The sequence below is a fragment of the Paenibacillus sp. NRS-1782 genome (assembly GCF_050467685.1).
Taxonomy (GTDB): Bacteria; Bacillota; Bacilli; order Paenibacillales; family Paenibacillaceae; genus Paenibacillus; species Paenibacillus terrae_A.
In genome coordinates this window covers 19,165-43,487 of record NZ_JBITPH010000044.1, presented here as the reverse complement: position 1 = coordinate 43,487, position 24,323 = coordinate 19,165, and the positions used below count along the sequence as shown (strand labels likewise).

Genomic DNA, 24,323 nt, shown 5'->3' with positions numbered 1-24,323 from the left:
ATTTTCTTAAATAGTTGTTTTCGGGCTTGTCCGGCAGAGGTTTCCGTAATACCGAAAACGAATTGCTTTGACACTGTACTCCAGATACCCCATTCACTAGGCATTAGCTTCAAAATCCTCGTCCGCGAAATCAGCGTCTACACTGTTAAGCCCTGGACGCTTATCCGTCTCCGGTACAAGCACAGGTTTACCAGCAGGCTTAATGATCAAGCCCCCGATTAAGGTAGTTAGCTCCTTCTTGCCGATCCGTTTTTCCAGATCGCCAATACCAAGCAGCTCCTGCGGCTTGAGGTACTTGTCCGCGTCTATTTCAGCCGCTACCATGGCAGCTTTTACAGCTTCCTTGTCTGTGATGGCCCGATTGCTTCGCCCTTCAACCAGCTTCCACGCCGGAATAGCCTGGCCGTTCTTCGCCCGATCAAAAGCATAGTCCTTCACATCTTTTGCCCAGGTGGAAAGCTGATCCGCAATGAACAGAATGGAACTGACTTCATCCAGGCTTAAAAGTGCCGGGTCCTTGAACTCGTGAGCCAAGGCAGCCATATTGGCATCGGCACGAGCACGACAGTTCCCCTTGACTTTGCACCAGCGGCAATGATCACCTGCTTTAAAATCACCCTCACCAGCATCAGCAAGCGCAGCAGAAGGCTTGACCACTGTCTCGGCCCACTCCAATAGCTCATCCACCTGAATACTGTCTGTACTGACACTATCAAGGCGCGGCTGTACGATAGTCATATGAATCTCGTGAATGTCGTACAGGTAGCTGTAAGCGTCATAGGCACCAAGGGCATAGATCCGCATTTGTGGGTTGCCAATAGCGCTCACCGGGACACCCTTGCCGTATTTAAGGTCAATAATCTCCATCACACCGTCTGCAATTAACACCACATCACCCGTACCGAAACCATCAGGCACCCAAGCGGTATAATCCAGCCGTTCTTCCAACAGCACCAACGCATCAGCAGAACGGGCTTTTGCAGCCATGAAACGTTCCTCAACCACATCAACGTAATCGTTTGTAGCGTCTTCCATTTCAGGTCCGTAGTATTGACCCGTATGGATCTTCTGTAACTCTTTCCCTAACCGGGTGCGTTCCTTGGAATCACAAGGAAGTATTCGGCGGCGCAGCTTTATTTCGGATAGCTCGTGGGCTGCTGTACCTTCATCGGCATATGCGCTACATTTGTCTGGCACACTCTCTTGAAGTCTTGCACTTGGAGGACAATTGATCCACTGACTAGCCTTGGACGCGCCCAGTAAAGCATGGGCACGTTCGGCATGTGGTTGGCTACTCATTAGCCAAAGCCTTCAAGGCAGCGAGAAATTCGACTTTTTGAGCGTTAGAAACAGCGGACAGGTTACGGGCTTCGTACTGATCCAGCAGCGCCTTGATCTTGGCCTTGGCTTCTGGCGTTGAACCAACAGCAGCAGCAGCTTCCCGCAGCTCGACCACATCAGGAATATCCTGTTCACCATCCGACAGACCATCAATTTTTTTGCCGTCTTCCTGAACCTCCTTACTCACCTGATCGGGGGATGGATCTTCCTTCGGTTCAGGTTTTGGCGCTGTGGTGCGATTGCGCTTAGGCTTATCCTCTTGGGAGGTAGGCACAACAGTTGAAGCCGGAACACCTGTAAAAGCAGCAGATAAAACAGAAAACTCCTTAATAGCTTGGTTGGCATCTTCGCCAGTAATGTTAATTTGAACAGGCATGTATAAGTCCTCCTATAAGGGAAATTGGTTTTCAAACGATAAAGAACATGTTAGAATAAATATAATTAGATGTTTTTACCGCTGAACCCCTCAGGCTCCTACCCCTGTTGGGTTCTTTTCGTATACGGCTTTGTACAGAAGACCACGGTACTTTTTGTACTGCTTACGGTAGTGCTTGATATTACCGAAACGTCTATTCCGACGCGCTCGTGCTTCACAGTCTAAATAGAAAGCGCACACGCTGGCATAGTGCCTAGATGTTTGTAATGGCAAGTTATTCACCTCCTTATAATCGCGGCGGCCAGCTCCATTGTTCCGCCCCATCTCCCTGACGAACATTTAATGCGTTGAATTGCTTGCCAAATTCATTCCAAACGGCCAAGTTCACCATTCCGATAGTGTCTGGATTAACATAGACGACTACTGCGGCAAGTGTCTTACCTTCCGTGTCCTTGTAGTGGACGTTTCTTCCGATCGTTGGTTTCATAGGATATTTTCACCTCCTTTCACTGTGATTACCGCCGCGCCGATTGCCCGGCACAAACAACCCAAATTGCAATATAGGTCCTTTCCCCGCTTCGTGGCTTGCTGGCCGAAAACGATCTCCGCGCCGCATTCCTCATTAGCGCAGTAGTCTATGACTTCCTGGCTTTGCAGATCAGTAACTTTACTCATGGCTGATTTCCTTCTTGTTCACGTCGAAGCAGCTCCTTCAAAACTATCCGGGCCCACAGGTCAACAAGCCTTTGCGGATCAGGATGGGGGATAGTTTTGACTGTTGCGCTAATTTGAGCCATTAGATTTATCCCCCTTTCCCTCTTTGGGCACTACTCGCAACTCTAGCCCCAATACTTCACAAACTTTTTGCATCGAATCAACATTCCATCGTTTCTCGCCCTTTAGCAGATTGTTTATATGCTGTGGTGAGTATCCGGATTGTCGTGCAAGATCAGAGGGATTCATATCCTTCTCGATCAATGCATGCTTGATATCCTTTGTGAAAGTCATTACCATCACCTCCTGAATACATAGTATCCTATTTGGATTATAATTGTCTAGGATATAAAGTATCCAAATAGGATTAAAAAGAACCATAATAGAGTAAATAACCGATTTTATCGGGTATATCGTCTTGGATACTTTGTATTCCTATATTTTCCGCTATTTTTCGTATTTCGTTGTTTGTTTTTTATCCTATTAGATGATAAAATAATAAAAAAGTTAATTAGAAAGGTGATTTTGATTAATATGTATCCAAATAGAATTAGACAAATGCGCAGATTGAGAAATTTAACGGGCGGCGATGTAGCTGAACATCTAGGTATCTCTTCTCAGTATTACTACAATATTGAACGAGGTCGAAGAAAGCTAAGTGCAGATCACGCTTCTAAGTTAGCTCAAATGTTTAGGGTCACTGTGGATTTCCTATTAGGTGAACCGATTCCCGATGGCGAAACTTTCGACCTACTAACACCTGAAATGTACGCGGACGGACACACTGACGAATCCTATCTAAAAGATTTAGAAAAGATTTTAGAAAAGAATGAGACTAAAAAGCTTAATAGTGAAGAACATGAGGAAGAAGAATTAACCTTAGCGGCTCACCATGATGGAGAGGATTGGACTGATGAGGAATTAGAAGAGATAGAACAATTTAAAGAGTTTGTCAAACTTCGGAGAAAGCAACGCAGCAAGGAGTGACTGCACAATGGTGTATGAAAGTCTGGTTAGTGAAGCCGAGGCCAAGTCAATTGAAGTATATGAGGTGGACTTAAAAGGGAATTTATTGGGGCTATACAGAGATAACATTGTTTGGGTGAAAAAAAGTATCACCACAAATACTGAAAAGGCTTGTGTTCTTGCGGAAGAAATAGGACATCATGAGCTAACTGTGGGTAATATAATTGATCAGACTGATGTCAGAAATCGAAAACAGGAACTATTGGCAAGACAATGGGCATACAACAGATTAATCCCCCTTACTTCTATTATTCAGGCGTACTATGCAAAAATGAAGAATCGCTACGAAATAGCCACCTATCTCGGTGTTACCGAGCCGTTTCTTCAAGCGACATTGAATAGATATAAAGATAAATATGGGTTATTCACTGTCATCAACCATCACATTATTTACTTTGACCCTTTAGGCGTGGTGCGGATGTTTGAAGAAAATATAATATAAGGAGGGGCCTCATTGATTACTGATACTAAAATCATTCGCGCCGTTGCCTATCCCCGATACAGTTCGGACAACCAACGTGAAGAATCCATTACCGCGCAAATGCGAGCAATTGAAGAATACTGCCGACAGAAAGGTTATGTATTAGTAAATTCGTATCCCGACGAAGAAAAGTCAGCCACTACGGATAAACGCCCAAATTTTCAACGAATGATTCAAGATTCGTCCAAACATCTTTTTGATGTGGTTATTGTACATAAGTTGGATCGTTTTGCACGTAATCGTTATGATAGTGCCCATTACAAGAGAATTTTAAAGCGCAATGGTGTACGGGTGGAATCTGTTCTGGAGCATCTGGACAATTCCCCTGAATCCATTGTACTAGAGTCTGTTCTTGAGGGAATGGCAGAGTATTATTCTTTAAATCTGGCACGCGAGGTCCGTAAAGGAATGCGTGAAAATGCAGAGGAAGGGAAACACACTGGAGGGCTACCACCCTACGGCTTGAGAGTACATCCTGAAACACGTAAACTGGAAATTGACCCGAACCGTTATAAGGCTGTACAGATTTATTTTGATTCCATTGAGAATGACGTACCAAACGAACAGATAGCCTCAATACTTAACGATAAGGGATACAGGACGCTTGCTGGTCGCAAGTTTACTAAAAGCAGCTTCGCTACCTGGGCCTCAAACATTAAATATAAAGGCGACTATGTATTTGATGTGTCGGCCCCTAAAGATGAAGATGGAAAGCGTAATACGAATAATAAGAAACCTTTGGATCAGCAAATTATTATTCCAGGAGCTATACCTGCAATTATTCAACCCGATCAGTGGGACCGTGTAAACCTTAAAATGAATGCAAGGAAACGCAAACCAGGAAGGATGAAAGCCAAGGTGAATTACTTATTGACAGGAAAAATTTATTGTGGGAACTGTGGCGCTTTGTATGCAGGGAATTCATACACAAATCATAAGAGTAGTGAAAAGACTGTTCTCAGCTATTACAAGTGCCAAAGTAAATGCGGAAATACCAACGTGCGTAAAGACGACATTGAGCATCTTGTGATTGATAAACTTTTAGGAGAGTGTTTTTCTACGGATGGTATGAGCGAAATTATCAAAAGCGTTCAGGAATTATATCAGAAGGAAAAACGCCAGACTGAGAATGATGCGGAACCCATAAAAAAAGAATTAAAAGAACTGGATATAAAAATATCGAACTGGATGGAAGCTTTGGGGGCAGGTGTAAAAAGTGTGATTGAGAGTATCAAGCCGGCCGAACAGCGGAAGGAAGCCCTTGAGTATGAATTGCAAAAAGCTGAGATTATGAAACAAACATCTGTGTTGGATGAATCTTTGATACTTAAAATCTTGGAAAGTAAAAAGGACTCACTTCTTTCCGTCGATGAAGACGAAAAAAAGCAAGTCCTTCAAGAATACGTCGACCGTGTAGTTATTCAGCCATCAAGGGATATAAACCACTTCAAGGCTGAAATCACGTACAGGGTTTTTAGCAATGGAGGCGAGGGGAGTCGAACCCCTGTCCGAAGATAACGACACATAAGCTTCTACGGGTGTAGTGACAGTTTTGATGTCACCCTAGGAACTCCCTGTCACCGGATTCCCTTCGGGTCAGCCTGATTATCTTCTTCAGCTCACCGCAGGCGGAGATGAGACAGCGTATTCCACTATTTGTTAGCCCCTATCCCAGTCACATGGACGATGCTGGGTAGAAGCACGCACACAGTTTCTTAGGCTGCGAAAGCGTAGTTGTTTTGTTGTTTGCCGTTTAATAGGCTTTAGCGTTGATGAAGCGGACGCGTCCCCACTACCCGCTACCCATGCTCGAACTATCCCCGTCGAATCCATAAACGCCCCCTTATTATAAAAGGGCTCCACGGATAAAACCGGAAATACCGGAGCATAAGCATGCATGATACTATATCGGAAGCTGAATCCTGAGATTCAGCAGTCGAACAAACTCAGAAGTACAAAAACATGAAAACTTACTACTTCATTAGTATACCATATTACACTTTATAACGAAACGGAATAAGCCAGTTAAGCTCTTTAAAATAGCACCATTACAGGAACAAGTAGCTTATTCACGTAATTTGTACCATGCCTAATAATTCAATGAACGACGAAGCAGTTTCTAAAAAACAAGCTCCAGCCTAATCATACGCTTGCTTCACTTCATCTACCGACTCCAAGCTACGCTAATTATCTCGCAATTTTCTGCTTCTCACGCAAAACGCGTTGGATATCACGCTGTGCATCACGTTTGGCCGCAGCATCTCGTTTGTCGTACTGCTTTTTACCTCTACCGAGTCCAAGTAACAGCTTGGCATAGCCGTTACGAACATAAATCTTTAACGGCACAATCGTGTAGCCTTCCTGTTTGGATAGACCAATAAGCTTGCGAATCTGCTCTTTGTGCAGCAGCAGCTTACGTGTGCGTGTCGGATCGGTCGGATTATTACGATTGCCTTGTTCAAAAGGACTAATATGCATGTTGTGGATGTGAATTTCAGCATTACGAATGGTTGCAAATGCATCACTGATATTAGAGCGACCATTGCGCAAAGACTTAATTTCCGTTCCCGTTAACACCATGCCCGCCTCGTAGGTATCCTCAATAAAATAGTCATGGGAAGCTTTTTTGTTCTGGGCGAGCACTTTCCCGTCTGCCTTCTTACCCATGAATACCACTCCTTGTTCCTAATGTAATCTATTCCGTAAAAAGAAAACTCCAGCCCGCTCACTACATAACTGCAAAGGAGCGGCCTAGAACTATATTGTAACAAAATCCAGACGGTAAAAGCAAGAAAGGTCAAGTCTTTAAAACGAAGCGGCCTCCGTCCAAAACATCAGACAGAAACCGCCGTAATCTAAGCCAAAGACCAGCTTAATACACTGATTCCAGAGATTCATCTATCTAACAAGCAAGCTACCGCCACTTACTTCTTCTTTTTCCGGACAAACCCAGCGGTGCTATTACCGCCACCACCACTGCCTTTGCTCTTCCGCTTACGACGTGCAGCGCCGTCACCGCTTGGGCTGGCATCACTGCCTGGTGTAGCTGCTCCACCGATAAAAATACCGCTGGCTGACGTCTTCTTCTTACGTTTACCCGCACTTGATGCTGGCGAGTTGTAACCGCCCTTGCCGCTGCCAAAACCGAAACCGCTGGCTGAGCCCGCTCCTGCTCCGTTTCCGCCGCTACGGCCCGTACGGCCCGCGGTACTAATACCTCCGCCGCCTACGCCTGAACCAGCTTCTTTGGGCTTCACAGCGGCATCACGACCGCCTTTACGCTCTCTGCCAGCCTTGTCCTTGCCGCTCTTACGGTCGCGCCCCTCATGGGGCTTTCCTTTACCTCGGCCCTCACCGCCACGCGCAAAGCCAGCGCCTGTCTTTGAACCACCCGTGCGTTCACGGCGTTGCTGCTGCTTCATATCGACGAGTTCAAAATCAATCGTGTAATCTTCCATATTCACGCGCGCTACGCGAACCTTAACCTCATCTCCGATGCGGAACACCTTGGAGGTACGTTCACCGAGCAACGCCATATGCTGCTCGTCAAAATGATAATAATCGTCCGTAAGCGCACTCAGACGTGTCAGGCCTTCCACCGTATTGTCCAGCTCAATGAACATACCAAAGCTGGTTACGCTGCTGATGATCCCCTCGAATTCTTCGCCGACCTTGTCCAGCATGTATTCAGCCTTTTTCATTTGCTCCGTATCACGCTCTGCATCCACAGCCACACGTTCCCGCTCGGAAGATTGCTGCGCAATATCTGGCATCCGTGCAGTCAAATACTCCTGACGCTCGGCCGTTAAAGCCCCGCCATTCTCCAATACCTCACGAATGACACGATGAATCACCAAGTCAGGATAACGACGAATCGGCGATGTAAAATGAGAATAATACTCCGCAGCCAGTCCAAAATGTCCTGTCGACTCCGCATCGTACTTTGCCTGCTTCATCGAACGTAGCATCATGGTGCTAAGCACCGTCTGCTCCTTCGTGCCCTGAATGTCTTCCAGCAACGTTTGTAGCGCACGCGGGTGAATAGAATTCCCCCGACCTTTGATCTGGTGTCCAAAATTGGCAGCAAAAGCCATAAAGTTTTGCAACTTTTCTGGGTCCGGGTCCTCATGAATCCGATACAGGAACGGCACTTTGAGCCAGTGAAAATGCTCGGCTACCGTCTCATTGGCTGCCAGCATGAACTCTTCAATGATCTGCTCGGCAATGGTGCGCTCTCTTTTAACGATATCCACAGCCTTGCCTTCATCATTCACAATCACTTTTGCTTCATCAAAATCAAAATCAACCGCACCCCGGCGCATCCGGTTAGCTCGCAGTTTCAAAGCCAGTTCCTTCATCGTACGGAAGTCTTCCACCAGCTCCTTATACCGTTCCATCAGTTCAGCATCTTCCTCTTCGAGGATTTTGCGAACGTTGGTGTATGTCATTCGTTCCTTCGTTTTAATGACACTGGTGAAGACATCATGTTTTACAACCTTCATATGCTCATTGAATTCCATCTCGCAGGACAAAGTCAGCCGATCCACCTGTGGATTCAAAGAACAAATCCCGTTCGAAAGCCGATGCGGAAGCATAGGAATAACACGGTCCACCAAGTACACGCTACAGCCGCGGTTATACGCCTCCTGATCCAGCTTGGAGCTCTCACGCACATAATATCCTACGTCGGCAATATGAACGCCCAGACGGTAGTTGCCGTTCGGCAGACGCTCTACATTAACCGCATCATCCAGATCCTTGGCATCCTCGCCATCAATCGTAACAATCGTTTTATCGCGCAGATCGCGCCGCCTTTGACGTACAATTTCCTCTTCGGTAATCGCATCGGGGGCCTTTTCCGCTTCCTCTGTCACTTCATCGGGAAAAGCTTCAGGGAGTTGATGCTTGCGAATGACCGACAAAATATCGACGCCCGGATCATCCTTGTGACCCAGCACCTCCAACACTTCGCCTTCCGCCGCAGCTCGTCCTTCCGGATAGCTCACAATGCGCACAACGACTTTTTGACCGTTCACGGCTCCGTTGGAGCTGGCTTTTGGAATGAAAATATCCCGGTTAATGCGCTTATCATCCGGCAAAACAAAACCGTATGCTTCGTGGCTCTGGAACACGCCTACCACCTGTAGCACTGCGCGCTTCACGATCCGCACGACTTCGCCTTCCAAACGGCCACCCGAAGGTCCCTTCGACGTTACTCTTACCAGTACCGTGTCTCCATTCATTGCACTCTTCAAGTCATTAGCATGAATGTACACATCCGGGTGCTCCCGGTCTTCCGGGATCAGAAAAGCAAATCCCTTGGCATGAGCCTGCAAACGTCCGCGTTGCAAATCCATCCGTTCCGGCACACCATAGCGGTTCGTCCGAGTCAGCAGAATTTTTCCGTCTTCCTCCAGCGCGTTCAAAAGCTTAAGAAATTCGCGAAAATCCGCCGCGTCCTTAATTTCAAAATGCTGCTCAAGCTCCTGGTAAGTCATAGGTTTGTATGCGGTCTCGCGCATAAAATCAAGTAATTGTTGCTCTGTTATCATAATATCGTCCACCTCGGGTGACCTTTAATTTTCAGTAATAATCCGCATGTTCCTTGTTCCTGATACAAGGCTCTTCATATACTCATACCCTAGTATACACGAATTTAATCGACGGCATCCCTGCCTGTCTAAAATCCAAAAAAGCCCCCGTTTCCCGTGAAACGAAGGCTTAAGGTTATTATTTAGCTTATTTTGCAAAAAATGCAACCAAAACGGAAACGATCATAAAGCCCGCACCCAAAACAGCAGTCACGCGCTGTAAAATCAAATCCATACCGCGAGCTTTTGTCTTGCCGAACAGATGCTCAGCACCGCCAGAGATGGCACCGGACAAACCTGCACTTTTCCCCTTTTGCAGTAAAACAACCGCAATAACAGCAATAGAGAACACAACGAGCAGCACTTTCAAAAAGATTTCCATGAAAAATCCCACCTCCTGAGCTAATACATCCGTTTTGCAAAACAACACAGCCTCTTTTATGAAAACATGATCATATCATGTTATGAATAGCCGGAAATTAACGCAAAACACTATTTTTATTCTACCACAGCTTCCAGTAGATAACAACCAGCTATACCGAGCCACTTCATTAAGTCTTGCAAAAGAGTATAACTGACATCACATAAGAAAAAACAAAAAAACAGACCTGCTCACGTTAGCGAACAGATCTGTTTTGTAATTACGTAAAAGGCTTCGAGCACTCAGACTCCGTGTTCTTGAATCACAGCCGCCTGACCACCGTCAGCATTTTGGTGTAATATTATTTTTTCAGGTTGTAGAAAGATTTCAGGCCGTGGTATTGAGCCAGTTCACCCAGTTGGTCCTCAATGCGGAGCAATTGGTTGTACTTCGCGATACGGTCAGTACGGGAAGGCGCACCTGTTTTAATTTGGCCTGCATTTGTTGCAACAGCGATATCAGCAATTGTGCTGTCTTCGGATTCACCGGAACGGTGAGAGATTACAGCTGTGTATCCTGCACGTTTAGCCAACTCGATAGCGTCGAATGTTTCAGTTAGCGTACCGATTTGGTTTACTTTGATCAGGATGGAGTTACCGATGTTTTCTTCGATACCTTTACCCAGACGCTCTGTGTTAGTTACGAACAGGTCGTCACCAACCAATTGGATTTTGTTGCCCAGTTTTTCAGTGAGCAATTTCCAACCTTCCCAGTCATCTTCGGAGCAACCATCTTCGATGGTGATGATTGGATATTTATCAACCCAAGAAGCAAGCAGGTCAACGAATTCAGCAGAAGTGAAGGATTTCCCTTCGCCTTCCAGTGTGTATTTTCCATCTTTGTAGAACTCAGTGGAAGCAACGTCCATACCGAGGAATACGTCAACGCCTGGTTTGTAACCAGCTTTTTCGATCGCTTCGATAATAGTGGACAGAGCTTCTTCGTTGGATTTGAAGTTAGGAGCAAAACCGCCTTCATCGCCAACAGCTGTGTTCAAACCTTTAGAGTTCAGTACGGATTTCAGGTTGTGGAAGATTTCTGCACCAACACGCAGAGCTTCTTTGAAAGTAGGAGCTCCTACAGGCAGAACCATGAACTCTTGTACGTCAACGTTGTTGTCGGCATGTGCGCCACCGTTAACGATGTTCATCATTGGTACTGGCAATTGTTTAGCATTGAATCCGCCCAGGTAAGTGTACAATGGCAGACCCAGAGCTTCAGCAGCAGCGCGAGCTACAGCCATGGATACAGCCAGAATCGCGTTTGCACCCAGTTTACCTTTGTTGTGTGTTCCGTCAAGTTTGATCATCAATGTGTCAATTTCCACTTGGTTTACAGCATCCAGGCCGATCACTTCAGGAGCGATGATTTCGTTTACGTTTTTAACAGCTTGCAGAACGCCTTTACCCAGGTAACGGGACTTGTCGTTATCGCGAAGCTCTACAGCTTCGTGAGCGCCAGTAGAGGCACCGGAAGGAACGATGGCACTACCGATAGCACCGGATTCCAGATATACTTCCACTTCAACAGTTGGGTTACCACGAGAATCGAGGACTTCGCGAGCGTACACGTCAGAAATAATAGTCATTTGTACTTAATCTCCTTTGTCGATCATGATTTATTGGTCAAGCCTATACTTATTAAATCAAGCTTACTTGCGGGATGCAATCATAGATTTTCCTGTCATTTCCGCAGGCTGCGGAAGCTGCATCAAATCCAGAAGCGTCGGAGCTACGTCAGCCAGTATTCCATGCTCACGCAAAACGATATTTTCGTCAGTCAATATGAACGGAACCGGATTGGTCGTGTGAGCTGTGAACGGGCGTCCCTGCTCGTCAACTTCCATATCCGCGTTACCATGGTCGGCAATGATGATAACAGTGCCACCTTTGGCTTTAACCGCATCTACAACACGTCCAACACATTCATCCGTCGTCTCTACCGCCTTGATCGTTGGCTCCAACATGCCGGAGTGTCCAACCATATCCGGATTGGCAAAGTTCAGGATAATCGCATCATGCTTATCGGCTTCGATTTCCTTAACAGCAGCATCCGCAACCTCGTAAGCGCTCATTTCAGGCTGCAAATCATATGTAGCCACTTTAGGCGAGTTAATCAAAACACGAGTTTCGCCAGGCAGTTCTACATCACGACCACCACTGAAAAAGAAGGTAACGTGCGGATATTTTTCGGTCTCGGCAATACGCAATTGCTTTTTGTTGTTCTGCACCAAAACTTCGCCGAATGTGTTATCCAGGTTTTTCGGTTCGTAGGCTACGAAGCCTTCAACCGTTTCACTGAACAATGTCAGGCAAACAAAGTGCAAATCTTTAGGTAATTTCGGCCCGCGATCAAAGCCACGGAAATCCTTGTTCGTAAATACCTGAGACAATTGAATCGCACGGTCAGGACGGAAATTTAGGAAGATTACTGAGTCATTGCTTTCGACCAGCCCTACAGGGCTTCCGTCAGCCTTCACAATAACCGTCGGCTCCACAAATTCATCGAACACCGATTTTTCATACGATTCTTTCAACGCTTCCATTGGATCTGTATATTGAGGACCTTCGCCGTACACGATTGCACGGTAAGATTTCTCTACACGCTCCCAACGTTTGTCGCGGTCCATGGCATAATAGCGTCCTTGTACAGTCGCGATTTTACCAATACCCACTTCCTGAATTTTGGCGATCAGCTGCTGCATGAAGTCCACGCCGCTGTCAGACATAACATCGCGTCCATCCATAAATGCATGAATGTATACTTCTGTTAAACCTTCTTTTTTCGCCAGATCCAGCATAGCAAACAGATGGCTAATATGGCTATGCACACCACCATCAGACAAAAGTCCGTACAGATGAAGCTTCGTGTTGTTCTTTTTGGCATGCTGTACTGCTTTAAGTAAAGTTTCATTCTGGAAGAACTCGCCTTCGCGAATGGACTTCGAAATGCGGGTCAAACTCTGATATACAATCCGGCCTGCGCCGATGTTCAGATGACCGACTTCGGAGTTACCCATTTGCCCTTCCGGCAGACCTACCGCTTCACCAGACGCTGTAAGCGTTGAATGAGGGTATTGTCTTAAGTATTGGTCGTAGTTCGGCTTGTTCGCCTGTGCAACCGCATTGCCTTCCACAGTTTCGCGCAGTCCGAATCCATCCATAATAATTAAGGCTACCGGTTTTGGTACTGTCATCTTACTTCGCCCCCTCAACAAGCGCGATGTAAGACGCTGGTTGAAGACTAGCGCCACCTACAAGTGCGCCGTCGATGTCGCTTTGGCCCAGATATTCAGCCACATTTTCAGGTTTCACGCTGCCACCATACTGAATCCGTACAGCATTTGCAGTATTTTCATCGTACAGTTCTTTCAACAAACTACGGATATAGGAAATAACTTCATTCGCATCCTGCGAAGTGGAGGATTTACCTGTTCCAATTGCCCAAATTGGCTCATAAGCAACAACCACTTGTGCAGCCTGATCTTTAGCCAAACCAGCAAAAGCCGCTACAGTTTGCACTTTTACAACCTCTTTGGTTTGACCGGCTTCACGGTCTTCCAGCTTTTCGCCTACACATACGATCGGAGTCAGGTCGTGGCGGAATGCCGCATGAACCTTTTTGTTCACCGTTTCGTCTGTTTCGTTAAAATATTCACGACGCTCGGAGTGTCCGATCACAACGTAATCTACGCCCAGATCTTTCAGCATCCCGCCGCTGATTTCACCTGTAAATGCGCCGTCTTCTGCAAAGTGCAGGTTTTGTGCGCCGATTTTGATAGATGTACCTTTTACTGCTTCAACCAGAGCAGGAAGATTCGTAAATGGTGCGCAAATCACGCTTTCCACCCCTGCAACCTCTGCTTTGCCTTTGATCTCTTCGATGAAAGTTTTAGCTTCTGGTACGGTTTTAAACATCTTCCAGTTACCCGCGATAATCGGTGTTCTCAATGGTTTCAACTCCTAACTATTAGGTGCCCTAAAGCATTTATTATACGCAGTACGTTTGATTACTTATCGTTGAGTGCAACAACACCCGGAAGTGCTTTGCCTTCCATAAATTCCAAGGATGCGCCGCCGCCAGTAGAGATATGATCCATTTTGTCAGCCAAGTGGAATTTCTCGGCCGCAGCCGCAGAATCACCGCCACCAATGATGGTGTATGCTTCTGTTGTTGCACAAGCTTCCGCTACTTCACGCGTACCGCCAGCAAAAGGCTCCATTTCAAATACACCCATTGGTCCATTCCAAACAACCAATTTGGAGTTTTTGATAACATCTGCATAGATTTTACGTGTTTCCGGTCCGATATCCACGCCTTCCCAATCTGCAGGAATACCATCGATGTCCACAATGTTCGTGTTCGCTGTAGCGCTGAAATCGTCAGAAATAACGATATCTACCGGAAGGTAGAAGTTTTTGCCGAGCTTCTTCGCTTTTTCGATAAATCCAAGTGCTACATCCAGTTTGGATTCATCCAGTAGGGATTGGCCCACTTCATGACCTTGAGCTTTAAAAAATGTATAAGCCAAACCGCCGCCAATGATTACGTTATCTGCAATGTTCAGCAGGTTGTCAATCACGTCGATTTTGTCTTTTACTTTGGAGCCGCCGATAATGGCTGTAAAAGGACGATCCGGGTTTGAAAGAGCTTTACCGATTACAGACAATTCTTTCTCCATCAGCAAGCCGGAAACAGCCGGAAGAAGATGCGCGATACCTTCTGTAGAAGCATGAGCACGGTGCGCTGCACCAAATGCATCATTCACGAAAATGTCAGCCAGCTCAGCAAATTGCTTTGCCAGTTCAGGATCATTTTTCTCTTCTCCTGGATAGAAACGTACATTTTCAAGCAACAGCACATCGCCGTTTTGCAGTTCAGCCACTTTCGCTTTAACAGCCTCACCAACTGCATCATCCACTTTAACAACAGGCTTTTTGAGCAGTTCAGACAAACGCACGCCAGCAGGAGTCAGACGCATAGATTCAACAACCTGACCTTTTGGACGTCCAAAGTGACTCGCCAAAATAACTTTTGCACCTTTTTCAATCAGGTAGTTAATCGTTGGCAAGGTTTCACGAATACGCTTGTCATCCGTAATTTTACCGTCCTCAACCGGAACGTTAAAATCTACACGAACAAACACCCGTTTTCCATTCAGTTCTATATCACGTACGCTCTTTTTGTTCATCTCCATATTCCTCCGCACCCTTTTAATTTTACGAAACAGGAATTTAAGGCACATTTTGATATATAAAGAGCGGAAACAATAACCTGTTTCCGCTCTATGATGTTGCGCGATAAGACTGTTCTTATTTAGCCAATTTAGCGAAGTATTCCAACGTACGGATCAATTGTGCAGTGTAGGACATTTCATTGTCATACCAAGCTACAGTTTTCACCAGTTGTTTGTCGCCAACAGTCAGGACTTTAGTTTGAGTTGCATCAAACAAAGAACCGAAAGTGATACCTTTGATGTCGGAAGAAACGATCTCGTCTTCAGTGTAGCCGTAAGTTTCAGGATCGGAAGCTTCTTTCATCGCAGCGTTGATTTCTTCAACAGTTACGTTTTTCTCCAGAACAGTTACCAGCTCAGTCAGGGAGCCAGTTGCTACTGGTACACGTTGAGCCGCGCCATCCAGTTTACCTTTCAGTTCAGGAATTACCAGACCGATGGCTTTAGCAGCACCAGTTGTGTTAGGAATGATGTTTTCAGCTGCAGCGCGAGCACGACGGAAGTCGCCTTTAGCATGTGGAGCATCCAACGTGTTTTGGTCGCCAGTGTAAGCATGAATTGTAGTCATCAGGCCTTCAACGATACCAAATTTGTCTTGCAAAGTTTTAGCCATAGGAGCCAAGCAGTTTGTTGTGCAAGAAGCACCGGAGATTACAGTTTCAGTACCGTCCAGAATTTCATGGTTTACGTTGTAAACGACAGTTTTCATGTCGCCAGTAGCTGGAGCGGAGATGACAACTTTTTTAGCGCCGCCTTTCAAATGTTTCTCAGCAGCTTCTTTAGTTGTGAAGAAACCTGTACATTCCAGAACGATATCTACACCCAGGTCTCCCCAAGGCAGTTCTTCAGGGTTGCGGTTAGCCAAAACCTTAACTTCTTTACCGTTAACTTTGAAGAAGCCATCGTGTACTTCTACTTCTCCTTGGAAAGTACCTTGTGTTGTATCATATTTCAACAGATGTGCCAGCATTTTGGAATCTGTCAAATCATTGATTGCTACTACTTCAATACCTTCCACGTTTTGAATCCGGCGGAAAGCAAGGCGTCCAATACGTCCGAAACCGTTAATACCAACTTTAACTGTCATGAGTGAGTTCCTCCCAAAGTTCGTTTAGTTTATATATTCAAGACAGACCCGAAAGCCCGTCAAGACAACACAATTCATAAATCCGTTCAACCATTCAAATAATAGCTTACAATTTCAGCAGCAGCGCCTTCGTCGGTGACAAGAATATCTTCCTGCCCGAAACGCAGCACTGCATGAATAGCAGCCGCCTTGCTCTTACCTCCAGCTACGCCTAGAACCGTCTCGGTACGCCTGATATCCTCCAAACGGAGTCCAAGCGTCAGCATTCTGTGAACAACGACGCCGTCTTCGTTAAAATAATAGCCAAACGATTCGGCAACCGCGCCCTCACTGCTAATCTGGGCAAAGGTTTCAGGGTCGAGCTTGCGTCTACGTGCCATTGCTATAGCGTTGCCTATCCCGTGAATGATGATCCGACTCTCGCGAATCAGGCTTAAAATATCCTGAATATTCGTATCTTCAAGCAGGGAGTTGTAAGCATGATTGCTGAGCAAATCCGGTACATGGAGCAGACGGTATTGTGAGCCAACCTTACGAGCCATGGTGGAAGCAATTGTGTTCGCCTGCATTTCCATGCTTTCTCCCAAACCCCCACGTGCTGGTACGAACCATCCGCCCTTAAGTGGGCCATTAGCAGGTAGTGTCAGTTGGTCCGCCACGTCGGCAATCGTCGTGCCACCTGTTACGGCGACCACATCCTCGTCGTCCATAACACTCAGCAGCGCTTTTGCCCCAGCACGGCCCAGCTCCTGCTTCGTTAAAGGAGAAGCATCCGAATCCCCTGGAACGACAACCACCTTCCTCAAGCCATAGGCTAGACGAATCTGATCCTCCAATTGGGACAGACCGAACAAGTTGTTCGCAATCGGCTCCAGCTGTTCCAGCAGATCCAGTCCTGCTTTGCTCACCTTCATGCCCACACTCTCAATCTCAATCAGCCCTTGGGCTTTAAGAAGATCGGTTTCGGCGCGCAACACGCGCTCGGTCATGTTCAGTGAAGCCGCCAGCGTTCTGCGTCCAATAACATCGGACAGCATAATCTGATGCAGGATTGTGTACCTTTTTTTCAAAATATCCATGAGGTCGGGCAGAAGCTGCTTCTGTATTTCTAATATCTTTCGCATGCTTTCCACTCCCGCACACTTCTAAGTTCTTTCCCTTAAATGCTATATCACTAACTGGTCTTAAAACGTCCCGGGTTAACTTTTTAAGTCCCACGTATATCTTACCCAATATTTGCTCCACATGCAAGTCTATCTGAACCTATATTTCTCAACTTTTTATGTGAATATGCGCACGTAATAAAAGCTTGCAATTCAATGCCGTATATCATATAATCATCTTTGTTTCCAATTAGCTGTGCGCCCGTGGTCCAACGGATATGACGTAGGCCTCCGGAGCCTGAGATCGAGGTTCGATTCCTCGCGGGCGCGCCATTTTATATGAATGTTTAAATGCTTCTATATACTGTTTTAACCAATAAGAGCGCAGAGGGCTCTTTTTTTTGACTAATAGTTTGACTTTCTTTGACTTTTTGTTTGAAATTGTTTATCATGTGGTTAATACGGTAACAGTTTATAAATAGGGACGTGTAATCGGCATGTCCACCAAATCCATTAACGATATTAAAGGGAGGTTTTTTGACGTGAGCTATGTTCCTATGGTAGTAGAACAAAGTAACCGCGGCGAACGCGCCTATGACATTTATTCCAGACTGTTGAAGGATCGCATTATTTTGTTGGGCTCGGACGTCAATGACGCTGTAGCCAACTCTATTATTGCGCAAATGCTGTTTTTGGCTGCCGAAGATCCTGAAAAAGACATTCACTTGTATGTTAACAGCCCTGGCGGTTCCATTACAGCCGGTATGGCCATATTCGATACAATGCAATACATTAAACCTGACGTGTCTACGATTTGTGTAGGTATGGCGGCTTCCATGGGTGCTTTCTTGTTGAACGCCGGTGCCAAGGGCAAACGTTTTGCTTTGCCAAACAGTGAAATCATGATTCACCAACCATTGGGTGGTGCACAAGGTCAGGCAACGGATATCGAAATCCGCGCCCGCCGCATTCTGAAAATGCGTGACAAATTGAACCGCATTCTCGCAGATCGCACAGGCCAACCACTGGAGCGCATTGAAAAAGACACAGACCGTGATTATTTCATGTCCGCTGATGATGCCAAGGAATACGGTATTATTGATAAAGTGCTTACTAGCTCCTCTCCAGAAGGTGTGTAAGAGAACGACTTATGGCCTCTGAATAGCTAGTAACGAAAAAAGCTGCCCTGGATGTTCGCATCCGATAGGCAGCTTTTTTCGTTTACTATTCTTTTGTGTACAGATATTCCAACTATTATCCATTTGTACTATGGATTCTGTTTCACGAAAGGCTTACCACCTTGAGGTAACAGTTGGCTAAACGTGTAGGTGAACTCAGGAATACCATACGCATATGGTGTATATTCGTATAGATCAAAAACAAGCGTCAACCCACTATTGGTTACATAAAAATTCGGATTAGCTGCAAGCTCCTTAAATCCGCCGAAACCTCCTGCGTCAGCCTGAAGTGCATCCATTTTTTTCTTCAGGTCACTATTGAGGAACTTTTTATAATTTGGGCTAGCTTTCAGCACGTCAGGCAATTGAAGCTGTTTGCCATCGGACAGCGAGAACGTATACCCTTTACGGGCGGCCATGCCATGCGCACCACCTGTATACGAATAATCCTGCATAATTACACTTAAAATACCACCCTTGTTATAGGCAATTGCAAAATCATTGCCAAACTCATACGGCCTTTGCGCTGTAGCGCCTCCCTCAGCCACTTGCTTTTTGCCTGCCGCCAGCATTTCTTCCGCATGTTTTTTAAGCACACCGTTAATCGCCTGCTGAGCTTCGGCATTCAACTGGCTATTACTGATTTGCGGATAGTTGACCTTGTAGTTCACCTTAGAGTCACTCGAAGCCGGAAGAGATTGGGACATAATCGTGATCGGATTCAGCTGGCTTTTGCTTAACACCACTGTTTTCTGAGCTGCATTCCACTGAGCATCAATACCCAGATAGTCTTTCAGCAGACTCATAGGAATGTACAGCTTCCCGGCGATCTGTTTGGCGCTCATGTTGCGTGTGCTTATTCCATTGACATTGACATAGGAACCATCGGAGGAAGGGGACATGATGTAAAGAATATTGTAACCGCTGCCTACAGTATATGTCGCTGTTTTGGTATCATAGCTTACCGGAATTCCTAGGCTGTCGCGCAGCGCTGCTACGGGAATCAATGTGCTTCCGTTCACCTGAATTCCATTGGTGGCCAACGTTTTACCATTCCATTGGATAGAAACACCTGGTGGCTGTGCTGTAGCCTGTTGTTTGGATGAAGCAGCCTCGATATAGGAAACGGGAACAACTGCGACTCCTGCTAAAATTCCCGCTGCTAGCAGTGCAGAGCCCCATTTTTTCGTATACTTATTCATATTAAAATATTCCTCCTGTTATAGATGTGTGTAACCTAAGTGTGTTGATTACTTTACTTATTATATCTATACCCCTATGTTCGTAGTTTACAATCTGTACACTCCCCGATTTCAATCTGTACATCTAGTAGGCGCCAGCCGTTACAGACTCATGACAAAATAGTTTCGGCATATAAAAAAAGCCAGCAAGCCATCCTGCAAATAAAAAGCAGGGCGCTTGTGGCTTCGTTATCATCTGTACGTTAGTTCAATTCGTATTGTGCCGACACTTGGACTTTCACAGTCACTTGACCAGACTGTATCTCTGTTCCACCACTTGTATCCATGAGTGCCTTACTCATAGCAGCCTCACGTTGTGTGAAGATTTGGGCATCTCCCCCCTCTACCGTTACATTCAAGAGATTTCCAAGCCCACGTTTGGTTGCCTTGGCTACAGCACTGGCTTTGGATTGAGCATTCCCCAACGCCTTGGCAATCGCTTCTTCTTCATAAGCTGAGGAATTTTCTACCGAAAAACGTACATTATCCACGTTGTTCGCTCCAGACAGTGTAGCCTCATCCAGTAACTGACCGATTTTATCCAAATTACGGTACTTGACGGAAAGCGTATGGTTGGCAATGTAGCCTTTGAGCTTCTGTCCCTGTTTTTCGTCATAGGTATAGTTAGGCTGCACGTAGAACTGGCTCGTCTGAATGTCGTCTGCACTGATGTTCCACTTTTCTTTCAGTAATTGTGTGACCTTACTTATTTTAACGGCGTTGGCTTTTTGGGCAGCGGCTGCTGTATTTCCTTCAGATTGTACGCCGATGGATAAATAGGCAATATCGGGTTTAACCAATACTTCCCCGCTGCCACTCACATTAATTACACTGCTTACCGTCGTAGATGTTGACGCGGCATAGGCACGATCTGTTCCTGTCCATAATCCTCCCGCTACTACTCCTGCCAATAATGCTCCTGCCAGAACTGCTGTATTTGCAGCTTTTGTCCAATGCTTCATCATATTCGCCCTCTTTTCTTGATGATGTGTGTACCTTCCAGACGGAAACTAAGGGAAAAGGTTGCAGTTAGGCACCACATTTTCGAAACAGAGTACCATCACAGAATGTAAACTTCTTTTATCTTGGGCTAAACACAGCGCCGATATTCAAAGAGACCACATTGTAGCAGCCCAACAGGGGATTGCCCACTCTGTTTTTTCGGGTACAAAAAAAGCCCCCAAAGGGGCTTTTCACTAAGAGCATTTACCATATCACAAAGCAAATGTTTGTTTATTGATTTTCCAGCTCTACTTTACTAACCAGACTTACTAAAGCGTTTACAGCCTGCTCGGCGTCCGCACCTTCAGCACTAATGTTAATTTCAGTTCCTGTACTGATGGCAAGGCTCATAATACCCATAATACTCTTGGCATTAACCTTTTTGTCTTCTTTTTCCACAAAAATCTCAGATGAATATTTATTTGCTTCCTGTACGAACAACGCAGCAGGTCTGGCGTGCAGTCCTGTTTTCAAGCGTACAACTACTGGATGTTTTGACATGTCAGCTTTCCCCCTCATCAAATAAATCTGGACACTACTTACTCCATTTTATTTATCACATTATAACATTAACCCGGGACAGACACTAGAAAAAAAACTAAAAAATCCGGGGCTGAAGCCCCACAGACACTCCTTTTAAGGAATCAGGCCGTTTTCTCCCCTGATTTTGTCAGCCATCTCGTCAATTTTACGAAGCCGATGGTTGACACCCGATTTACTCACGACCCCTTTGAGCATTTCCCCGACTTCTTTCAAATTTAAGTCAGGATGAGCCAGACGTATTTCCGCCACTTCACGCAGCTTATCTGGCAGCGTATCCAGACCGACTTCCCTCTCCAGCAACTTTATATTCTCAATTTGCCGGACAGCAGCTCCAATCGTCTTGTTCAGATTAGCCGTTTCGCAATTAACAATCCGGTTTACGGAATTGCGCATATCACGCATAATGCGGACATCCTCAAATTTGAACAAAGCCTGATGCGCCCCAATGATGCTGAGTAGCTCAATGATCTTTTCGCCTTCCTTGATGTAGAGAATAAAGCCTTTTTTTCGCTCAATGCAGCGGGCATTCAGATGAAACTCATTCGCCAGATCGACCAGTGCCTGGCAATGCTCCTCATACATCGAGGAAATCTCCAGATGATAAGACGATCCCTCTGGATTGTTCACAGACCCACCTGCCATAAAAGCGCCACGCAAATAAGCCCGCTTACAACAGTTTTTCCGAATGATATCCCGATTAATCCCGTCCGTGAACAAGAACCCTTCTGATACAATGTAAAGATCCTTCAACAGCTCTTGTACACCGCTTGGAATGCGGACAATGTACACGTTATTTTTTTTCAGACGCATTTTTTTCCGTACAAGCAGCTCGATATGAACTTGAAAATGCTTTTTGATCAAGGAGTAAATCCGCCTTGCAATCGCGGCATTTTCTGTGGATACATCCAATATCACCCTTTTATTGGACAGCTGGACGGACCCGAGCATACGTATGAGTGCAGATAATTCTGCTTTTTCACAGCAGGGCTGGCTCTCGATCATCGTAAGCTCTTTTTTTGTTTGTGCCGCAAAGGACAAGGGACTCACCTCCTTCTTAATATCCAGTTTTGTACCAATTGGTAAATGTGCTGGCTCAGTTTGTCGGCATCGTGCCGTAAATAGGTGCGGAACAGAACAAGCGTATCTGCAACCACTTTATAGCCCCGGTCAGTCAGCTCTCCCATATCTACTTGAACTGGCTTGGCTCCCTGCTCGGCATACATTTCCTGTACTTGAGGCGGAATTTCTCCATTATTGACGATTACATAATCAAACAATTGATGCCCTACATGTTCATAAATAGCCTGCAAGTGGTCTCCCACGGTATATCCATCCGTTTCGCCCGGCTGAGTCATAACGTTGCAGACGAATATTTTGATGGCGTCAGATTTCACTACAGCCTCTGCAAGCTTCGGTACGAGCAGGTTGGGCAAAATGCTGGTGTACAGACTGCCAGGACCAATCAGGATCGCATCGGCTTCATTAATGGCCTCTACAGCCTCAGGCAACGGCTCCACGTGAGTCGGTTCAAGAAAAACACGTTTGATTCTGCCGCCCGCTTCCGGAATTTTGGATTCACCGGTAACCACCGTGCCATCCTCCATTTCGGCACTCAGCACAACGCCTTCTTCAGCCGCCGGCAGCACACGCCCCCGTACAGCAAATACACGGCTAAGCTCACGCACCGCCGTCACAAAATCTCCCGATATATCGGTCATCGCCGCTAAAATCAGGTTGCCCAGACTATGGCCTGCCAAGCCTGATCCTGCGCCGAAGCGGTATTTCAGCATATCGGACATCACCGGCTCTACATCAGCCAGTGCAGTCAGTACATTTCTAATATCCCCCGGAGGGGGCATTTGCAGCTCACTGCGCAATATCCCGGAGCTTCCGCCATCGTCAGCGACTGTAACAATAGCCGTAATATCCAGTGGCTTTTGTTTCAACCCCCGCAGCATGACGGACAAGCCGGTTCCGCCACCCATAACAACAATACGAGGGCGCTCCCGTTGTGATCCGGTCTCGCTCATATTTTCACCTCATTAATGCCGGTCACGTTCAGCATCCCGATGTGAAACAGAAACGGATTCTGTTTCACTGGCACCCAGCATTTTTCCTAAATATTCAGATATCGCGACAGAACGATGCTTACCACCGGTACAGCCGATACCAATAATGACCTGGCTCTTGCCTTCTTTGCGGTATTGCGGAATCAAAAAATGTAACATATCCAGCAGCTTGGTCAAAAATGCCTGAGTCTCAGGCCATTTCATAACATAATCATATACATCGCTATCCTGTCCGGTGTGTGGCCGCAATTGGTCCACATAGTGAGGATTGGGCAGGAAACGCACGTCGAATATAAGATCAGCATCAATGGGAATACCATATTTGAAACCGAACGAGGTAATGTTTACGGAAAGCATGCTGCTCTCCAGATGAGAAAATCGGGAAATAATCCGCGCCTTTAAGGTTGCAGGCTTCATCACACTTGTATCAATGACTTGTGTTGCTGAGCTTTTCAGCTCTTCCAACATTTTGCGCTCCAGCCGTATTCCGTCCAAAGGCATACCATCCGGAGCAAGCGGGTGGCGGCGACGGCTTTCCTTGTATCGCTGTACGAGAACACCGTCATTGGCATTCAGGAACAAAATCTCACAATGAATCGTAAAATGATCCTTAATATAGTTCAATGATTCCGATAAAGCCGTAAAAAATTCTCGTCCACGCAAGTCAATCACCAACGCCACTTTGCCTATCTTACCGTTGGACTGCTCAATTAGTTCAGCAAACTTGGGAATCAGCACAGGCGGTAAATTATCAACGCAGAAGAAACCCAAATCTTCCAAGCTTTGCACTGCAATGGTCTTCCCTGCGCCTGACATTCCCGTAATAATAATGAGTGTTGCCCACGGCGCAGCGTTTTTTAGGTTGTCTGTCATATGGACTTCCCTCTCCTTTTTGCTTCAACACACTCTATGTC

24 protein-coding genes, 1 tRNA gene and 1 other RNA gene are annotated in these 24,323 nt (G+C 46.0%); 5 read left to right on the top strand and 21 right to left on the bottom strand.

The window, feature by feature from the left end:
• Positions 1-96: 96 nt before the first annotated feature.
• The 5 genes from ACIFQM_RS17475 to ACIFQM_RS17455 form a co-directional block, all read right to left on the bottom strand.
• Positions 97-1,299, bottom strand: a complete 1,203-nt coding sequence (locus ACIFQM_RS17475) for a DUF2800 domain-containing protein (protein WP_430065842.1) — start codon at positions 1,297-1,299, stop codon at positions 97-99.
• Positions 1,292-1,717, bottom strand: a complete 426-nt coding sequence (locus tag ACIFQM_RS17470; protein WP_430065840.1) for a hypothetical protein — start codon at positions 1,715-1,717, stop codon at positions 1,292-1,294. Before ACIFQM_RS17470 ends, ACIFQM_RS17475 begins: the two co-directional genes overlap by 8 nt.
• 90 nt (positions 1,718-1,807) lie before the next feature.
• Positions 1,808-1,990 (bottom strand): hypothetical protein, encoded by a 183-nt coding sequence (locus ACIFQM_RS17465; protein WP_430065838.1) that lies wholly within the window; start codon positions 1,988-1,990, stop codon positions 1,808-1,810.
• A gap of 13 nt (positions 1,991-2,003) precedes the next feature.
• On the bottom strand, positions 2,004-2,204 hold the full coding sequence (locus ACIFQM_RS17460) for a hypothetical protein (protein ID WP_430065836.1): 201 nt from the start codon (positions 2,202-2,204) through the stop codon (positions 2,004-2,006).
• A gap of 296 nt (positions 2,205-2,500) precedes the next feature.
• Entirely contained in the window at positions 2,501-2,725 is a 225-nt protein-coding gene (locus ACIFQM_RS17455; RefSeq protein WP_430065834.1) for a helix-turn-helix domain-containing protein, read from the bottom strand.
• A 240-nt stretch (positions 2,726-2,965) separates the two neighbouring features.
• Between ACIFQM_RS17455 and ACIFQM_RS17450 the strand changes: the two genes are divergently transcribed.
• Genes ACIFQM_RS17450 through ACIFQM_RS17440 form a run of 3 tightly spaced genes read left to right on the top strand, consistent with a single transcriptional unit; the run spans position 2,966 to position 5,456 of the window.
• Positions 2,966-3,418: a helix-turn-helix domain-containing protein gene (locus ACIFQM_RS17450; protein WP_430065832.1), complete on the top strand. Its 453-nt coding sequence runs from the start codon at positions 2,966-2,968 to the stop codon at positions 3,416-3,418.
• 7 nt (positions 3,419-3,425) lie between these two features.
• Entirely contained in the window at positions 3,426-3,899 is a 474-nt protein-coding gene (locus ACIFQM_RS17445) for an ImmA/IrrE family metallo-endopeptidase (protein WP_430065830.1), read from the top strand.
• A 12-nt stretch (positions 3,900-3,911) separates the two neighbouring features.
• On the top strand, positions 3,912-5,456 hold the full coding sequence (locus ACIFQM_RS17440; protein ID WP_430065828.1) for a recombinase family protein: 1,545 nt from the start codon (positions 3,912-3,914) through the stop codon (positions 5,454-5,456).
• Here ACIFQM_RS17440 and ssrA read toward each other — a convergent pair.
• The 10 genes from ssrA to ACIFQM_RS17390 all read right to left on the bottom strand — a co-directional run bounded on the left by ssrA (position 5,417) and on the right by ACIFQM_RS17390 (position 17,397).
• Positions 5,417-5,781: a transfer-messenger RNA gene (gene ssrA, locus ACIFQM_RS17435) on the bottom strand. The genes ACIFQM_RS17440 and ssrA overlap by 40 nt on opposite strands.
• Before the next feature lie 344 nt (positions 5,782-6,125).
• Positions 6,126-6,605: an SsrA-binding protein SmpB gene (smpB, locus tag ACIFQM_RS17430; RefSeq protein ID WP_134911630.1), complete on the bottom strand. Its 480-nt coding sequence runs from the start codon at positions 6,603-6,605 to the stop codon at positions 6,126-6,128.
• 257 nt (positions 6,606-6,862) lie between these two features.
• A complete protein-coding gene (gene rnr / locus ACIFQM_RS17425) occupies positions 6,863-9,490 on the bottom strand; it encodes a ribonuclease R (protein WP_430039903.1) in 2,628 nt (875 codons plus the stop codon).
• Between the two features lie 187 nt (positions 9,491-9,677).
• Positions 9,678-9,911, bottom strand: coding sequence for a preprotein translocase subunit SecG (gene secG / locus ACIFQM_RS17420; RefSeq protein ID WP_043922593.1), 234 nt, complete (start codon positions 9,909-9,911; stop codon positions 9,678-9,680).
• Positions 9,912-10,251: 340 nt separating this feature from the next.
• On the bottom strand, positions 10,252-11,538 hold the full coding sequence (gene eno / locus ACIFQM_RS17415; protein ID WP_134911632.1) for a phosphopyruvate hydratase: 1,287 nt from the start codon (positions 11,536-11,538) through the stop codon (positions 10,252-10,254).
• A gap of 63 nt (positions 11,539-11,601) precedes the next feature.
• Positions 11,602-13,146 (bottom strand): 2,3-bisphosphoglycerate-independent phosphoglycerate mutase, encoded by a 1,545-nt coding sequence (gpmI, locus tag ACIFQM_RS17410; protein WP_430039905.1) that lies wholly within the window; start codon positions 13,144-13,146, stop codon positions 11,602-11,604.
• 1 nt (position 13,147) lies between these two features.
• Positions 13,148-13,900: a triose-phosphate isomerase gene (gene tpiA, locus ACIFQM_RS17405; protein WP_430039907.1), complete on the bottom strand. Its 753-nt coding sequence runs from the start codon at positions 13,898-13,900 to the stop codon at positions 13,148-13,150.
• A gap of 59 nt (positions 13,901-13,959) precedes the next feature.
• On the bottom strand, positions 13,960-15,141 hold the full coding sequence (locus ACIFQM_RS17400; RefSeq protein WP_430039909.1) for a phosphoglycerate kinase: 1,182 nt from the start codon (positions 15,139-15,141) through the stop codon (positions 13,960-13,962).
• A 121-nt stretch (positions 15,142-15,262) separates the two neighbouring features.
• On the bottom strand, positions 15,263-16,273 hold the full coding sequence (gene gap / locus ACIFQM_RS17395; protein ID WP_014279176.1) for a type I glyceraldehyde-3-phosphate dehydrogenase: 1,011 nt from the start codon (positions 16,271-16,273) through the stop codon (positions 15,263-15,265).
• An 86-nt stretch (positions 16,274-16,359) separates the two neighbouring features.
• Positions 16,360-17,397 carry a sugar-binding transcriptional regulator gene (locus tag ACIFQM_RS17390; protein WP_430039911.1) on the bottom strand — a complete coding sequence of 346 codons (1,038 nt, stop codon included), beginning with the start codon at positions 17,395-17,397 and terminating at the stop codon, positions 16,360-16,362.
• Positions 17,398-17,634: 237 nt separating this feature from the next.
• On the opposite strand from ACIFQM_RS17390, the gene ACIFQM_RS17385 reads away from it, so the two are divergent.
• Together ACIFQM_RS17385 and clpP are read left to right on the top strand one after the other, a co-directional pair.
• Positions 17,635-17,709, top strand: a tRNA-Arg gene (locus ACIFQM_RS17385).
• A 209-nt stretch (positions 17,710-17,918) separates the two neighbouring features.
• Positions 17,919-18,515, top strand: coding sequence for an ATP-dependent Clp endopeptidase proteolytic subunit ClpP (clpP, locus tag ACIFQM_RS17380; RefSeq protein ID WP_430039913.1), 597 nt, complete (start codon positions 17,919-17,921; stop codon positions 18,513-18,515).
• 128 nt (positions 18,516-18,643) lie between these two features.
• On the opposite strand, the gene ACIFQM_RS17375 is transcribed toward clpP, so the two are convergent.
• From ACIFQM_RS17375 to rapZ, 6 genes are all read right to left on the bottom strand, one after another.
• Positions 18,644-19,756 carry a PdaC/SigV domain-containing protein gene (locus ACIFQM_RS17375; protein WP_430039915.1) on the bottom strand — a complete coding sequence of 371 codons (1,113 nt, stop codon included), beginning with the start codon at positions 19,754-19,756 and terminating at the stop codon, positions 18,644-18,646.
• Positions 19,757-19,998: 242 nt separating this feature from the next.
• Positions 19,999-20,757 carry an SIMPL domain-containing protein gene (locus ACIFQM_RS17370; protein WP_430039957.1) on the bottom strand — a complete coding sequence of 253 codons (759 nt, stop codon included), beginning with the start codon at positions 20,755-20,757 and terminating at the stop codon, positions 19,999-20,001.
• Between the two features lie 271 nt (positions 20,758-21,028).
• Entirely contained in the window at positions 21,029-21,298 is a 270-nt protein-coding gene (locus tag ACIFQM_RS17365) for an HPr family phosphocarrier protein (RefSeq protein ID WP_013368811.1), read from the bottom strand.
• A gap of 135 nt (positions 21,299-21,433) precedes the next feature.
• Complete coding sequence (gene whiA / locus ACIFQM_RS17360) at positions 21,434-22,378, bottom strand: DNA-binding protein WhiA (RefSeq protein WP_014279171.1); 945 nt, start codon at positions 22,376-22,378, stop codon at positions 21,434-21,436.
• A 5-nt stretch (positions 22,379-22,383) separates the two neighbouring features.
• A complete protein-coding gene (locus tag ACIFQM_RS17355; RefSeq protein ID WP_430039919.1) occupies positions 22,384-23,370 on the bottom strand; it encodes a gluconeogenesis factor YvcK family protein in 987 nt (328 codons plus the stop codon).
• Positions 23,371-23,382: 12 nt separating this feature from the next.
• The gene (gene rapZ / locus ACIFQM_RS17350) at positions 23,383-24,282 is read right to left on the bottom strand and encodes an RNase adapter RapZ (protein ID WP_430039921.1); all 900 of its coding nucleotides are present in this window, start codon (positions 24,280-24,282) and stop codon (positions 23,383-23,385) included.
• Between the last annotated feature and the right edge of the window lie 41 nt (positions 24,283-24,323).

What these genes read in the sequence shown, in the direction of transcription:
- ACIFQM_RS17475 (WP_430065842.1), bottom strand. Translation starts at nt 1,299, where the DNA reads ATGAGTAGCCAACCACATGCCGAACGTGCCCATGCTTTACTGGGCGCG.
- ACIFQM_RS17470 (WP_430065840.1), bottom strand. Translation starts at nt 1,717, where the DNA reads ATGCCTGTTCAAATTAACATTACTGGCGAAGATGCCAACCAAGCTATT.
- ACIFQM_RS17460 (WP_430065836.1), bottom strand. Translation starts at nt 2,204, where the DNA reads ATGAAACCAACGATCGGAAGAAACGTCCACTACAAGGACACGGAAGGT.
- ACIFQM_RS17455 (WP_430065834.1), bottom strand. Translation starts at nt 2,725, where the DNA reads ATGACTTTCACAAAGGATATCAAGCATGCATTGATCGAGAAGGATATG.
- ACIFQM_RS17450 (WP_430065832.1), top strand. Translation starts at nt 2,966, where the DNA reads ATGTATCCAAATAGAATTAGACAAATGCGCAGATTGAGAAATTTAACG.
- ACIFQM_RS17445 (WP_430065830.1), top strand. Translation starts at nt 3,426, where the DNA reads ATGGTGTATGAAAGTCTGGTTAGTGAAGCCGAGGCCAAGTCAATTGAA.
- smpB (WP_134911630.1), bottom strand. Translation starts at nt 6,605, where the DNA reads ATGGGTAAGAAGGCAGACGGGAAAGTGCTCGCCCAGAACAAAAAAGCT.
- rnr (WP_430039903.1), bottom strand. Translation starts at nt 9,490, where the DNA reads ATGATAACAGAGCAACAATTACTTGATTTTATGCGCGAGACCGCATAC.
- secG (WP_043922593.1), bottom strand. Translation starts at nt 9,911, where the DNA reads ATGGAAATCTTTTTGAAAGTGCTGCTCGTTGTGTTCTCTATTGCTGTT.
- eno (WP_134911632.1), bottom strand. Translation starts at nt 11,538, where the DNA reads ATGACTATTATTTCTGACGTGTACGCTCGCGAAGTCCTCGATTCTCGT.
- gpmI (WP_430039905.1), bottom strand. Translation starts at nt 13,146, where the DNA reads ATGACAGTACCAAAACCGGTAGCCTTAATTATTATGGATGGATTCGGA.
- ACIFQM_RS17400 (WP_430039909.1), bottom strand. Translation starts at nt 15,141, where the DNA reads ATGAACAAAAAGAGCGTACGTGATATAGAACTGAATGGAAAACGGGTG.
- gap (WP_014279176.1), bottom strand. Translation starts at nt 16,273, where the DNA reads ATGACAGTTAAAGTTGGTATTAACGGTTTCGGACGTATTGGACGCCTT.
- ACIFQM_RS17390 (WP_430039911.1), bottom strand. Translation starts at nt 17,397, where the DNA reads ATGCGAAAGATATTAGAAATACAGAAGCAGCTTCTGCCCGACCTCATG.
- ACIFQM_RS17375 (WP_430039915.1), bottom strand. Translation starts at nt 19,756, where the DNA reads ATGAATAAGTATACGAAAAAATGGGGCTCTGCACTGCTAGCAGCGGGA.
- ACIFQM_RS17370 (WP_430039957.1), bottom strand. Translation starts at nt 20,757, where the DNA reads ATGAAGCATTGGACAAAAGCTGCAAATACAGCAGTTCTGGCAGGAGCA.
- ACIFQM_RS17365 (WP_013368811.1), bottom strand. Translation starts at nt 21,298, where the DNA reads ATGTCAAAACATCCAGTAGTTGTACGCTTGAAAACAGGACTGCACGCC.
- ACIFQM_RS17355 (WP_430039919.1), bottom strand. Translation starts at nt 23,370, where the DNA reads ATGAGCGAGACCGGATCACAACGGGAGCGCCCTCGTATTGTTGTTATG.
- rapZ (WP_430039921.1), bottom strand. Translation starts at nt 24,282, where the DNA reads ATGACAGACAACCTAAAAAACGCTGCGCCGTGGGCAACACTCATTATT.